Raw genomic sequence first — 13,040 nt, 5'->3', positions numbered from 1 at the left:
ATGCAAGCGAAACGCGAAGTGAAATCGTCGGTCAAAGATGAAAGCCTGATTGAAAAGAGGCGCAAGCAGATCATCGATGGAGCGGTCCAGCTCTTCAAGGAAAAAGGGTTCCACCGGGCGACAACGAGAGAAATTGCCAAAGCGGCGGGCTTCAGCATCGGCACGCTCTATGAATATATCCGGACGAAAGAGGACGTCCTCTATCTCGTCTGCGACAGCATTTACAATGAAGTGCAGAGCCGCCTGTCGACGTTGATGGATCAGGAAGGGAATGTCGAAGGACTGCGGATGGCGATCGACTCGTATTTCCACCTGATCGACGATATGTCGGACGAATTCGTCGTCATGTACCAGGAATCGAAGTCACTGCCGAAGGATGCGCTTCAATACGTATTGAAGAAAGAGATGGAAATGGTCGCCTTATTCAAGAACTTGCTGTCCGCATGCGTCCGTTCAGGCGAACTGCGCATCAGCGAGGAAGAGGTCGACATGGCGGCGCATCACGTCGTCGTCCAAGGGCAAATGTGGGCATTCCGCAGATGGGCATTGCGCGGCACGTACACCATCGAACAATTCATCAGCGTTCAAACAGACCAACTCTTCAAAGGAATCTTGGGGAACAAATGATTTTAAGCGGTGCCATTTTAGCGGTGCCTGTGCAAGGCGCATTTATGACAATTCAAAGAAGAGCATAAGTATACAGATTCGAACTCTTTAAGGATTGATGTAAACAGTTTCCTGTCTCTTATTTATGCAATTGTAGTTAATAGACTGAATTGTGTTGGTGCCTGTGCACGACACATTTATAACAATTCACCTAGATGTATAACCATACAAGTGAAAATGCATTAATGACCGATAAAGTCACCTTGTTTGTTCTGTTATATACAATTGTAGTTAATAAACTGAATTGTGTGCTGCACAGGCACCACCAAAAAGAGGGCACCACAAAGAAGCACCATAAATGAGTTAAGGGGTGTGTGATGGATGACTACTAAAGATACTGCTACTACTGGTACTGTTGCCAATAATGGGATTTACAAGCCGAGGCATCATGTTCGTTTTGTGACGGCTTCGAGTTTGTTTGATGGGCATGACGCTTCGATTAATATTATGCGCCGTATTTTACAGTCGACGGGGGCGGAAGTGATCCACCTTGGACATAACCGTTCTGTCGAGGAGGTTGTGAATGCCGCGATCCAGGAGGATGTGCAAGGGATTGCCATTTCCTCGTATCAGGGCGGGCATGTGGAATATTTCAAATACATGCATGACCTGCTGCAGGAAAGAGGGGCTCCGCATATCCGGATTTACGGCGGCGGGGGCGGGGTGATCTTGCCGAAGGAGATCAAGGAATTGCATGACTACGGCATCGCTTGGATCTTCTCGCCGGAGGACGGCCGCAAGATGGGGTTGCAAGGGATGATCAACCGGATGGTGGAGGAATGCGATTTCCTTACCGAAGTGGAAGATGAAATGAGGAATCTCGAAAAAGTGGGCACGGACAATCCGGAAGTGCTTGCCAACCTGATCACGTACGCGGAGGAGATGTATGACAAGGAAAACCCGGCCGCGATTAGCCTAATCGAAAAAGCTAGGGAACTGACGAAAAACACGCCTGTCCTTGGAATTACAGGTACGGGGGGAGCAGGGAAGTCTTCGCTCACGGATGAACTGATCCGCCGCTTCCTGCGTGAATTGCCGGATAAGAAAGTCGCGATCCTCTCCATCGACCCGACGAAGCAGAAGACGGGCGGCGCGCTGCTTGGCGACCGGATCCGGATGAACGCGATCTTCAACAAGCGTGTGTTCATGCGCAGCCTCGCGACCCGCGGCTCACGCTCCGAATTATCTGGCGCAATCAAGGACGTGCTCGATGTCGTGAAAACGGCGGGCTTCGATCTGATCATCGTCGAGACGAGCGGGATCGGGCAGGGCGATGCTCAAATTACGGAAGTGTCCGACGTATCAATGTACGTCATGACGAGCGAATTCGGTGCGCCGACGCAGCTTGAGAAGATCGATATGATCGATTTCGCAGACCTGATTGTCATCAATAAATTCGAGCGAAAAGGATCCGAAGACGCGCTTAGCCAAGTGCAGAAGCAGTACCAGCGGAGCCATCTCCTGTTCGATAAGGACCTCGACACGATGCCGGTATACGGCACGATCGCGAGTCAATTCAACGACAAAGGGACGAACTCGCTGTTTGCTGCACTTGTCTCGAAGTTGAATGAAAAATGCGGCCTAGATTGGGAGACGTCCTATGCCGATTTCGTGAAGACGCAGAAGCAGAACGTCATCATTCCGACCGACCGCATCCATTATTTACGTGAAATCGCAAGCACGATCCGTGATTACCATAAAAAGTCCGCGCAGCAAGTCGATCTTGCACGCCGTTTATTCCAGCTTGAAGGTGCCATTGAAGCCGTAAATGAAAAATCGCCTGACAATGCGCTTACCGCTTCACTGGAATCTCTGGCAAACGGCGTACGTGAAGAGCTTTCCGCGGAATCGAAGCGGATTCTCAACAACTGGGAAACTCTGAAAGAATCATATGCCGGCGATGAATTCGTCACAAAAATCCGCGATAAGGAGCTTCGTACGCTGCTGACGACGACAAGTTTGTCAGGGTTGAAGATTCCGAAAGTGTCCTTGCCGAAATTCAAGGACTACGGCGAAATTCTTCGCTGGGTGTACAAAGAGAACGTTCCGGGTTCATTCCCATACACGGCAGGCGTTTTCCCGTTCAAGCGGGAAGGAGAAGACCCGAAGCGCCAATTCGCTGGGGAAGGAACGCCGGAGCGGACGAACCGCCGCTTCCATTATCTATCGAAAGATGACGATGCGAAACGCTTGTCGACGGCATTCGACTCAGTGACGCTTTATGGCGAAGACCCAGACGAGCGCCCGGACATCTACGGGAAAGTCGGGGAATCTGGCGTCAGCATTTGTACGCTCGAAGACATGAAGAAACTGTACGACGGCTTTGACTTATGCGCGCCATCGACATCCGTCTCGATGACGATCAACGGTCCGGCGCCGATCATCCTTGCGATGTTTATGAATACAGCGGTCGACCAGCAAGTGAAGCAGAAAGAGGAAAAGCTGGGCCGCGTTCTAACGGTCGAGGAATTCACGGAAGTCCGAAACGCGACGCTCCAAGTCGTCCGCGGAACGGTCCAAGCGGATATTCTGAAGGAAGACCAAGGGCAGAACACGTGCATCTTCTCGACGGAATTCGCGCTCCGAATGATGGGCGACATCCAGCAGTATTTCATCGACCAAAAAGTCAGGAACTACTACTCCGTCTCGATTTCTGGCTACCATATCGCGGAAGCGGGCGCCAATCCGATTTCACAGCTCGCGTTCACACTCGCGAACGGCTTCACGTATGTCGAGTATTATTTGAGCCGTGGAATGAACATCGATGATTTCGCTCCGAATCTATCGTTCTTCTTCTCGAACGGTCTCGATCCGGAATATACCGTCATCGGGCGTGTCGCTCGACGCATCTGGGCAGTCGCGATGCGCGAGAAATACGGCGCGAATGAACGGAGCCAGAAGTTGAAGTACCACGTTCAGACTTCCGGCCGAAGCCTGCATGCGCAGGAAATCGATTTCAATGACATCCGGACGACGCTCCAGGCGCTCATGGCATTGCAGGACAACTGCAACTCGCTCCATACGAATGCCTACGACGAAGCGATCACGACGCCGACGGAAGAATCGGTCCGACGTGCGATGGCAATCCAGATGATCATTACGAAGGAGCATGGGTTATCGAAGAATGAAAACCCGCTCCAGGGATCGTTCATTATCGAAGAACTGACGGACCTCGTCGAAGAATCCGTCCTCCAGGAATTCGACCACCTGAACGACCGCGGCGGCGTGCTCGGCTCGATGGAGACGCAGTATCAGCGGGGCAAAATCCAAGAGGAATCGATGCTCTATGAAATGAAGAAGCACTCGGGTGAACTGCCGATCATCGGCGTCAACACGTATTTGAACCCGAACCCGCCTTCCGAAGAGGATATCGACAATATGGAAATCGCCCGTGCCACGAAGGAAGAGAAAGAGACGCAGATCGCCAACTTGCGCGCCTTCCAATCAAAGCATGGCGATGCAGCAGAAGAAGCGTTGCGGAAACTGCAGCAAGTCGCTGTGACCGGCGGCAACATCTTCGCTGAACTGATGGAAACCGTCAAAGTCGCAAGCCTCGGCCAAATTACGAACGCATTATACGAAGTGGGCGGCCAATACCGCCGGAATATGTAATGAAATGATTGGGAACGCTCTTGCAAGAGGGCGTTCTTTTTTGAACGGCATTACATCCAGTAAAAACATTTTGAAAAATCATTATGAACAGTGGATTTTGCCTGTTCCTTCCACGTATAATAAATAGTACAAAGGGAAAGAGGTGAGGAGATGAAGCTGTATCATCATGCATTGATTATCATAGTGATCATCATCCTCATCTTTTCCTTATACGGTGTAGGTTACGGCGCTGTTCCTTTCTTGCTCGCCGCCCTTTATCTCGGCTTCCTCAGCGTCAAAGAATTCCAACGCTTTAAGAAGAGTAGAAGATGGTAGCATAACAGGCACTTCATTGTATATAATGATAAGTATGCTTTTGTACAGAGAAAGGACGTGCGTACGATGAATTTGAATTTACATGAATTGACGAAAGAAGAACTGCAGGAAGAATCGCTGATCGATATCGCTTTTGCCGTATTGACAGAACGACGGGAAGCATTGACACTTGAACAGCTAATGACTGAAATCCGTGAATTAACAGGAATGTCCGAGAAGCAAATGAAGGACAAGCTCCTCCAATTCTACACAGATATGAATATCGATGGAAGATTCCTTGCCATTAACAACAACCAATGGGGATTGCGTGAATGGTATCCAGTCGATCAGATTGAGGAAGAAACGGCTCCTGTCGTCAAAGTCCGCAAGAAGAAAAAGAAAAAAGCGTATGACGATGAGGATGAAGACGAAGAAGAGGAAGATGAAATCGACGAGGACGAGTTGTTCGAAGAAGAATTCGATGAGCTCGATGACGACGAAGAAGAGTTGGATGAAGAGGAAGAGGAAGAAGAAATCATCGAAATCGAAGAAGATTTGATTGATGATGAAGAAGGCCTCGAAATCGTTCCCGACGAAGAATTGGATATTGACGACGAAGACGAAGATGAAGAAGAGGAAGACGAAGAAGAAGAGGACCTTCTCTGATACTTTCCACTTGACTTCGGACGTATAAGGATTTAAGCTTCTATTTGGGCTCCTTGAAAAAGGACACATGAATCCGTGTATAAGCGCTCCTCTTGTAGATAGACTACAGTGGAGCGTTTTTTGCATTTTACTGCATACAATCGAACCCCTAACACAAAGGAGGAGCTATAGATGACTAAATATATCTTTGTAACCGGCGGAGTTGTTTCATCTTTAGGAAAGGGAATTAATGCCGCGTCCCTCGGCAGACTTTTGAAGAGCAGAGGCCTGCAAGTCACAAACCAAAAATTCGATCCTTACATCAATTTGGACCCACGTATGATGAGCCCATATCAGCACGGTGAAGTTTTCGTAACGGAAGATGGTGCTGAAACCGATCTTGACATCGGACACTATGAACGGTTCATCGACATCAAATTGAACAAATACTCCAATGTCACTATGGGGAAAGTTTACTCCTCCGTCCTGCGCAAAGAGCGCCGCGGCGAATACAAAGGGGCGACGGTCCAAGTCATCCCTCATATTACGAATGAAATTAAAAGCCTCGTCAAACGCGCTGGCCAAGAGACGAACGCCGACGTCGTCATAACGGAAATCGGCGGAAGCGTCGGCGATATCGAATCGCTTCCATACCTTGAAGCGATCCGTCAAATGAAGACAGACCTTGGCAAAAATGATGTTATGTACATCCATAACACGCTCATTCCGTATTTGCACGCTGCCGGTGAAATGAAAACGAAGCCGACACAGCACAGCGTCAAGGAATTGCGCGGACTCGGGATCCAACCAAATATGATCGTCGTCCGAAGCGAATATCCGGTCCCGCAAGAAATGAAGGACAAAATCGCCCTCTTCTGCAACATCAAGCCGGAAGAAGTGATCGAAGCGCTTGACGCAGAGACATTGTATGAAGTTCCAATCCGTTTGCATGCGCAGAACATGGACAAGATCGTCGTCGATTTCCTCGGCCTCGAAACGAAGGAACCGGATTTAACACAAATCGAAGAGCTCGTGAACCGCGTCAGAAATCTATCCCGGAAAGTGAAAATTGCGCTCGTCGGTAAATACGTTGAGCTGCAAGACGCCTATATCTCCGGAGTGGAAGCATTCCGCCATGCGGGCTATGAATTCGATACTGACATTGAAATCGATTGGATCAATTCCGAAGAAGTGACGAAGGAAAACGCGGAGGAAATCTTGAAAGATGCTGACGGTATTTTCGTTCCGGGCGGTTTCGGCGATCGCGGCATCGAAGGGAAAATGGAAGCGATCAGCTATGCACGTGAAAACGGCGTTCCGTTCTTCGGCGTCGGCCTCGGCATGCAGCTTGCAGCAGTGGAATTCGCACGTGACGTCCTTGGAATAAAAGACGCACATTCCGTCGAATTCGACAGCGAAACGGAAAATGCAGTCATCGAAAACAACCGTGACTTCGAAGATCGTGCAGAAATCGACCTGGCTGGCGGGGGGATGAGACTCGGCGCGCATCCATGCAAGTTGAAGGAAGGCACGAAAGCGCAAGAAGCGTATAACGACGAGTTGGTGTACGAACGCCACCGCCACCGCTTCGAGTTCAACAACATCTATCGCGAGCAATTCGAAAACGCCGGCATGATCGTGGCAGGGGAAAGCCCGGACGGCCATCTCGTGGAAATCATCGAGTTGAAGGACCACCCATTCTTCATCGGAACTCAATTCCACCCAGAATTTGCATCACGTCCAACCCGCCCGACACCGCTCATCCGCGAATTCATCCGCGCAGCGCTGACGCACCAAGGGTAATAGTGGATACTAAAAAACAGAAACCATCGATTAACAGATGGTTTCTGTTTTTATTTTGATTAATGGATAGGAGGGGCACATGAAACTTGGCTAGCGCCCATAAACCACGGTAGGCGCTCATAAATATGGATTTGCGCTCATAAATACAGATTTTCGCTCATAAAACACGTTAAGCGCTCATAAATTTAGATTTCCGCTCATAAATTCAATTTCACGCTCATTAATCCGGCGATGCGCTCAAGAAATCGGATTTGCGCTCAAGAAACTCGTCAACGCGCTCAAAAAAACGGCAAAGCGCTCAAGAATTCAGATTCACGCTCAAGAATCAGATTAGCGCTCATGAATCCCGGCAACGCGCTCAAGAATCAGATTTCCCGCTCAAGAAATCCTTGCAACCGCTCATAAGCCGCCCCACAAATAGTCAATCCTCTTCACTAACCATCTCGTCATACGCCATCTTGACCGCCTCATACAAAAAGAGCGCGGCCAACAAATTCGGCTGCACGATCCGGCTGCCGAGATCCTCGCCCGGCAAAATCCCTCTCACAACGCCGGTCGTCATATACGTATAAGACAAATCCGCCAGCTCATTGTCCTCCGTTGCCTTCTCGCCAGCCACAACTGCAAACGGAATAAACCTCTCCGCTAGCACACGCGCGAACGAAAGTGCTCGTTCATCCGCGGCCGAACGGACAAAAAGCCAAACCCTGTCCGCAGAATGGATCTCCATCCCGTCTTCATACCGGACAGCGCCACGGAACGGTTCCGCAGCAAAGACTGCATTCAATCCGATCGCTTCCATTTCATCGAAGCCGGCGAAAATGACACGTCCTTCCCCGATCGTCGCCTGGGCCAACAGCCGTGCCGTCTCCTCGACAGCCTCTTCATTATTTGAACCGGCACGCTGCACGAGCCCGCCGATTTGTGTCGTTAATATTTTCATTCCAACCACCTCTTTACCCATTATATTTTCTCCAACGAATAAAACCAAGTTATCCAGTATTGTCTCTCGAATTAAAACAATTTTGCAATAATAATTTTAAAAAGAAGGGTTTTCTAATTTTTTGTCAAATTATTAACTATTGGGTCAATAAATAAAAAAGGGGTGGGCCTTTTGAAAAGTTTGCTAATCGTCGACGATCAAGCCGGAATACGACTTTTACTAAATGAGGTATTCACAAAAGAAGGGTTTGAAGCGAGGTTGGCCGCAAATGGCGCTGAAGCTCTCCAGTTGATTACAGAGAAAGAACCCGATTGTGTTTTATTGGACATGAAAATGCCGGGTATTGACGGAGTGGAAGTGCTTAAAAGGCTAAAGAAAGACTGGCCCAGGATCCCTGTCATCATGATGACAGCCTATGGGGAAGTCGAACTTACGGAAGAGGCAATTAAAAACGGGGCAGAGAAATACTTTACGAAACCATTCAATATCTATGAAGTGCGCGACGCGGTCAGAGAGATTCTGCATCGTGGGGAATGAAAAACGGAAATCGAAGAAGCGCCGCGGCGGCAACCCAGACAGTAGTAAATACTGTCTGTTTTTGTTATGATAAAAGAGGTAAATATCGATTCAAACAATAAATTCATTTCGACGATCCCGAGGAGGCTAACGCAATGGCACTTGTTTCAATGAAAGAAATGATGATCAAAGGAAAGAAAGAAGGATATGCAATCGGGCAGTTCAACTTGAACAACCTTGAATACACACAAGCGATCCTGCAAGCGGCGCAAGAAGAGAGTTCACCGGTGATACTCGGTGTTTCCGAAGGTGCAGCACGCTATATGGGCGGGTTTACAACAGTCGTCAACATGGTAAAAGGGTTGATGCATGATTACAAAATCACCGTACCCGTCGCTATCCATCTGGACCACGGATCCAGTTTCGAAAAATGCAAGGAGGCGATCGACGCGGGCTTCACATCCGTCATGATCGACGCTTCATCTAAACCTCTAGCAGAAAACATTGAAATTACGAAAGAAGTTGTGGAATATGCCCATGCAAAAGGCGTATCCGTTGAAGCTGAACTCGGTGTAGTCGGCGGACAGGAAGACGACGTCATCGCCGATGGAGTCATCTACGCAGACCCGGCAGAATGCAAGGAGCTTGTCGACAACACGGACATCGACTGCTTGGCGCCGGCCCTCGGATCGGTTCACGGTCCTTACAAAGGCGAACCGAACCTAGGATTCAAGGAAATGGAAGAAATCTCAAGCCAATCGGACCTTCCACTCGTCCTCCATGGCGGAACAGGCATCCCGACAAAGGATATCCAACGCGCCATCTCACTAGGAACTGCGAAAATCAACGTAAACACTGAAAACCAGATCGAAGGCACAAAAGCGGTCCGCGAAACATTGAACGCAGACCAGGACGTCTACGATCCACGCAAATACTTGGCACCGATGCGCGACGCAATCAAAAAATCAGTCATCAGCAAAATGCGCGAATTCGGAAGCTCAGGAAAAGCTTAATAATAAATAACCCCTAAAATAAGAGGGGATGTTATATTTTGTTGATTGAAGTGAAGGGCGGCGACTCCTGGGAAAGCCGTCACGAAGAACGGCTTTTGCGAGCAAGAGCGTAGCGTTGGGAGCAATATTTTTTGCGACCCTACGGGAGCAGGATGCCTTTATTTCTGCAAAGAGCGCAGAAATAAAGGCAAATCGAACCCTTCGTTGTTCGATTGACTCGCCGCCCGCCCCCGGAAAGCGCCCGCCCGGAACGGAAATCAACTGTGTTATCTGACATACAAATAGGAGAAGCATCGAAAACCAAGATGCATTCTCCTTCTTTTCCATTCATAAGAGGAGGAACCATACACATGAAATTTTTCATCGATACAGCAAACTTCGAAGAGATCAAAGAAGCACATAGCTGGGGAATCATCTCCGGCGTAACAACAAATCCATCATTAGTCGCGAAAGAAAACATTTCATTCCACGACCGCCTGCGCGAAATCACATCACTTGTACCAGGCTCTGTCAGCGCTGAAGTCATCGCACTCGACGCGGAAGGGATGATCGAAGAAGGACGCGAACTTGCGAAAATCGCGCCGAACATTACAGTCAAGCTTCCGATGACGCCCGAAGGTCTGAAAGCGTGCTCCGTATTCGCTCAAGAAGGCATCAAAACAAACGTGACCCTCATTTTCAGTGCGAACCAAGCATTGCTTGCTGCGCGCGCTGGAGCCACATACGTTTCCCCATTCCTCGGCAGACTTGATGATATCGGTCAAGAAGGAGTCCAACTGATCAGCACAATCGCGGACATTTTCACAATCCACGATATGGATACGAAAATCATCGCAGCATCCATCCGCAGCCCGCAGCATATTACAGACGCGGCGCTTGCAGGAGCGCATATCTCGACGACGCCATTCAACGTGCTTAAGCAATTATTCAACCATCCGTTAACCGACAAAGGCATCCAGCAATTCCTCGAAGATTGGGAATCAAGAAAGAACAAGTGAAACGCCTAAAGGAGACTGAAATGGACGTTTATAAAATCAGAGGCGGCAACCCTCTACGTGGAACGATAAAAGTAAGCGGAGCGAAAAATAGTGCTGTCGCATTGATCCCGGCATCGATCTTGGCGGATTCACCTGTCACGATCGACGGACTTCCGGAAATCTCGGACGTCCTCACCCTCCAAGCACTCCTAGAAGACATTGGCGGGAAAGTGGAATTCGAAGATGGAAAAATGACGATCGATCCTTCGGAAATGATCGCCATGCCGCTTCCGAATGGTAAAGTGAAAAAGCTGAGAGCTTCGTATTACATGATGGGCGCCATGCTCGGCCGGTTCAAGCATGCCGCAATTGGACTCCCGGGGGGCTGCCATCTGGGTCCCCGTCCGATCGATCAGCACATCAAGGGCTTCGAAGCATTGGGCGCAAAAGTGACGAACGAACACGGCGCCATCTATTTGCGGGCCGATGAACTGCGCGGCGCGAAAATCTATCTGGACGTCGTTTCTGTCGGCGCGACGATCAACATTATGCTTGCAGCGGTCCGTGCCAAAGGGCGGACGATTATCGAAAACGCGGCGAAAGAACCCGAAATCATCGATGTCGCCACATTGCTTTCGAATATGGGCGCCAACATCAAAGGTGCGGGAACGAATGTCATCCGCATCGAAGGCGTCGAGAAACTGCACGGAACGAAACATACGATTATTCCGGACAGGATCGAGGCAGGCACGTTCATGATCATGGCTGCAGCAGTCGGAGATGGCATTACGATTGACAACGTCATCCCTTTCCACGTCGAAGCGTTGACCGCAAAACTGCGTGAAATGGGCGTTAAAGTGGAAGAAAGGGAAGAACATATTTTCATTCCGAAATCGGAGAATCTGCTGGCGGTGGACGTGAAGACACTCGTCTACCCGGGATTCCCGACGGATCTTCAACAGCCTTTTTCTGTACTATTGACGCAGGCGACCGGCTCCTCCGTCATTTCGGATACGATCTATTCCGCACGCTTCAAGCAAATAGACGAACTGCGGCGGATGAATGCCGACGGAAAAGTGGAAGGGCAATCGGTCATTCTTTCAGGGCCGACTCCACTGCAAGCGGCGACCGTCCGTGCATCCGACCTGCGCGCAGGGGCGGCTCTCGTCATCGCGGGACTGCTCGCTGACGGCGAAACCGAAATCCAGGAAATCCAACATATCGAACGAGGCTACAGCGATCTTATCGAGAAGCTCCGCGGCATCGGGGCGGACATCCGGAAAGAGGCGGTACCTGAAAAAGCGACCATCACCGATTAATGTGAAGCGTTGCTTATGCTATACTAGTTACGAATCTTACAGTGAATCGAACTACATTAGGGTTCGATTTGCCGTATTTCTGCGGTTTTTGCTGAAATTAAGGCACACGTCTAGCGCCTGAAGCTAGACGATGAAAAGCGTTTATTTGTTAATAAATAATGAAATGCGCTAAACGGGGGGAACAATCATAATGGAACGCAGTTTATCGATGGAATTAGTACGTGTAACAGAGGCGGCAGCTGTAGCGGCTGCCCGCTGGATGGGGCGCGGTTTGAAAAACGAAGCGGATGACGCCGCAACGGAAGCGATGCGTACTGTGTTCGACACGATTCCGATGCAAGGGATCGTTGTCATCGGAGAAGGCGAAATGGACGAAGCGCCGATGCTCTATATCGGTGAAGAACTCGGAACGGGCCAAGGTCCGGAAGTGGATGTTGCCGTAGACCCGGTAGAAGGCACGAACATCGTCGCATCAGGAGGATGGAATGCACTTGCAGTCATCGCGATTGCGGATAAAGGGAACCTCCTCAACGCGCCTGATATGTACATGGAAAAAATCGCAGTCGGACCCGAAGCAGTCGGCAAGATCGACATCGACGCATCTGTAACGGATAATCTGCATGCCGTTGCCAAAGCGAAAAACAAATCGATCGATGAAGTTGTGGCAACTGTTCTCAACCGTGAACGCCATTCGAAAATAATTGAAGAAATCAGAGCTGCCGGCGCGCGCATCAAGCTTATCGATGACGGAGATGTTGCGGGAGCTATTAATACGGCATTCGACGACACAGGCGTTGATATTATGTTCGGCATCGGCGGAGCTCCTGAAGGCGTCATCGCCGCAGTTGGATTGAAATGCCTCGGCGGGGAAATCCAAGGCCGCCTCGTCCCTTCAAATGATGAAGAACGCCAACGCTGCGAAAAAATGGGAATCGACGTTACGAAAGTCCTCTATATGGATGACCTCGTAAAAGGAGACGACGCCATCTTTGCCGCAACAGGTGTTACAGACGGCGAACTGCTGAGCGGAGTCCAATTCAAAGGCGGCTACAGCGAAACCCACTCACTCGTCATGCGCTCCAAATCCGGAACAATCCGTTTCGTGGAAGGACGCCACAGCTTGAAGAAAAAACCTAACTTGGTAATGCAAGATTAAATATTAATTAATGTAAGTGAAACATAGCAAGCCTCTACGCCCGGCTACATGCCGGGCATACTTCTAATTGATTCACCTACCCAATTGAACAACAAA

General features: G+C 49.5%; 11 protein-coding genes. 10 read left to right on the top strand and 1 reads right to left on the bottom strand.

All coding sequences use genetic code 11. From position 1 onward, the window contains the following. The 5 genes from M3193_RS08595 to M3193_RS08575 all read left to right on the top strand — a co-directional run bounded on the left by M3193_RS08595 (position 1) and on the right by M3193_RS08575 (position 7,020). A complete protein-coding gene (locus tag M3193_RS08595; RefSeq protein ID WP_251626391.1) occupies positions 1–627 on the top strand; it encodes a TetR/AcrR family transcriptional regulator in 627 nt (208 codons plus the stop codon). A gap of 360 nt (positions 628–987) precedes the next feature. Next, the gene (gene icmF / locus M3193_RS08590) at positions 988–4,278 is read left to right on the top strand and encodes a fused isobutyryl-CoA mutase/GTPase IcmF (RefSeq protein ID WP_251626389.1); all 3,291 of its coding nucleotides are present in this window, start codon (positions 988–990) and stop codon (positions 4,276–4,278) included. Between the two features lie 150 nt (positions 4,279–4,428). Then, on the top strand, positions 4,429–4,593 hold the full coding sequence (locus tag M3193_RS08585; protein ID WP_251626387.1) for a hypothetical protein: 165 nt from the start codon (positions 4,429–4,431) through the stop codon (positions 4,591–4,593). A 66-nt stretch (positions 4,594–4,659) separates the two neighbouring features. Next, the gene (gene rpoE / locus M3193_RS08580; RefSeq protein WP_353056375.1) at positions 4,660–5,238 is read left to right on the top strand and encodes a DNA-directed RNA polymerase subunit delta; all 579 of its coding nucleotides are present in this window, start codon (positions 4,660–4,662) and stop codon (positions 5,236–5,238) included. A gap of 171 nt (positions 5,239–5,409) precedes the next feature. Continuing rightward, complete coding sequence (locus M3193_RS08575; RefSeq protein WP_251626385.1) at positions 5,410–7,020, top strand: CTP synthase; 1,611 nt, start codon at positions 5,410–5,412, stop codon at positions 7,018–7,020. Positions 7,021–7,441: 421 nt separating this feature from the next. Here M3193_RS08575 and M3193_RS08570 read toward each other — a convergent pair whose 3' ends face one another. Beyond that, a complete protein-coding gene (locus M3193_RS08570) occupies positions 7,442–7,963 on the bottom strand; it encodes a DUF2529 family protein (RefSeq protein ID WP_251626383.1) in 522 nt (173 codons plus the stop codon). 171 nt (positions 7,964–8,134) lie between these two features. On the opposite strand from M3193_RS08570, the gene M3193_RS08565 reads away from it, so the two are divergent. From M3193_RS08565 to glpX, 5 genes are all read left to right on the top strand, one after another. Next, positions 8,135–8,500 (top strand): response regulator, encoded by a 366-nt coding sequence (locus tag M3193_RS08565; protein WP_285851862.1) that lies wholly within the window; start codon positions 8,135–8,137, stop codon positions 8,498–8,500. 134 nt (positions 8,501–8,634) lie between these two features. Continuing rightward, positions 8,635–9,492 carry a class II fructose-bisphosphate aldolase gene (locus M3193_RS08560; protein ID WP_251626366.1) on the top strand — a complete coding sequence of 286 codons (858 nt, stop codon included), beginning with the start codon at positions 8,635–8,637 and terminating at the stop codon, positions 9,490–9,492. A 350-nt stretch (positions 9,493–9,842) separates the two neighbouring features. Further along, a complete protein-coding gene (gene fsa / locus M3193_RS08555; RefSeq protein WP_251626364.1) occupies positions 9,843–10,490 on the top strand; it encodes a fructose-6-phosphate aldolase in 648 nt (215 codons plus the stop codon). 20 nt (positions 10,491–10,510) lie between these two features. Further along, the gene (locus tag M3193_RS08550; RefSeq protein ID WP_251626351.1) at positions 10,511–11,788 is read left to right on the top strand and encodes a UDP-N-acetylglucosamine 1-carboxyvinyltransferase; all 1,278 of its coding nucleotides are present in this window, start codon (positions 10,511–10,513) and stop codon (positions 11,786–11,788) included. 190 nt (positions 11,789–11,978) lie between these two features. Continuing rightward, on the top strand, positions 11,979–12,944 hold the full coding sequence (gene glpX, locus M3193_RS08545; protein ID WP_251626348.1) for a class II fructose-bisphosphatase: 966 nt from the start codon (positions 11,979–11,981) through the stop codon (positions 12,942–12,944). The last annotated feature ends 96 nt before the right edge of the window (positions 12,945–13,040 follow it).

Origin of the sequence: Sporosarcina luteola, assembly GCF_023715585.1 — a bacterium.
GTDB classification, from domain to species: Bacteria; Bacillota; Bacilli; order Bacillales_A; family Planococcaceae; genus Sporosarcina; species Sporosarcina luteola_D.
Note: the sequence above shows the minus strand (reverse complement) of the source record. Positions and strands in the feature narration are given on the sequence as shown.

Excerpts from the sequence above, each read along its gene's own strand:
- M3193_RS08595 (WP_251626391.1), top strand. The coding sequence starts at position 1 with ATGCAAGCGAAACGCGAAGTGAAATCGTCGGTCAAAGATGAAAGCCTG.
- icmF (WP_251626389.1), top strand. The coding sequence starts at position 988 with ATGACTACTAAAGATACTGCTACTACTGGTACTGTTGCCAATAATGGG.
- M3193_RS08585 (WP_251626387.1), top strand. The coding sequence starts at position 4,429 with ATGAAGCTGTATCATCATGCATTGATTATCATAGTGATCATCATCCTC.
- rpoE (WP_353056375.1), top strand. The coding sequence starts at position 4,660 with ATGAATTTGAATTTACATGAATTGACGAAAGAAGAACTGCAGGAAGAA.
- M3193_RS08575 (WP_251626385.1), top strand. The coding sequence starts at position 5,410 with ATGACTAAATATATCTTTGTAACCGGCGGAGTTGTTTCATCTTTAGGA.
- M3193_RS08570 (WP_251626383.1), bottom strand. The coding sequence starts at position 7,963 with ATGAAAATATTAACGACACAAATCGGCGGGCTCGTGCAGCGTGCCGGT.
- M3193_RS08560 (WP_251626366.1), top strand. The coding sequence starts at position 8,635 with ATGGCACTTGTTTCAATGAAAGAAATGATGATCAAAGGAAAGAAAGAA.
- fsa (WP_251626364.1), top strand. The coding sequence starts at position 9,843 with ATGAAATTTTTCATCGATACAGCAAACTTCGAAGAGATCAAAGAAGCA.
- M3193_RS08550 (WP_251626351.1), top strand. The coding sequence starts at position 10,511 with ATGGACGTTTATAAAATCAGAGGCGGCAACCCTCTACGTGGAACGATA.
- glpX (WP_251626348.1), top strand. The coding sequence starts at position 11,979 with ATGGAACGCAGTTTATCGATGGAATTAGTACGTGTAACAGAGGCGGCA.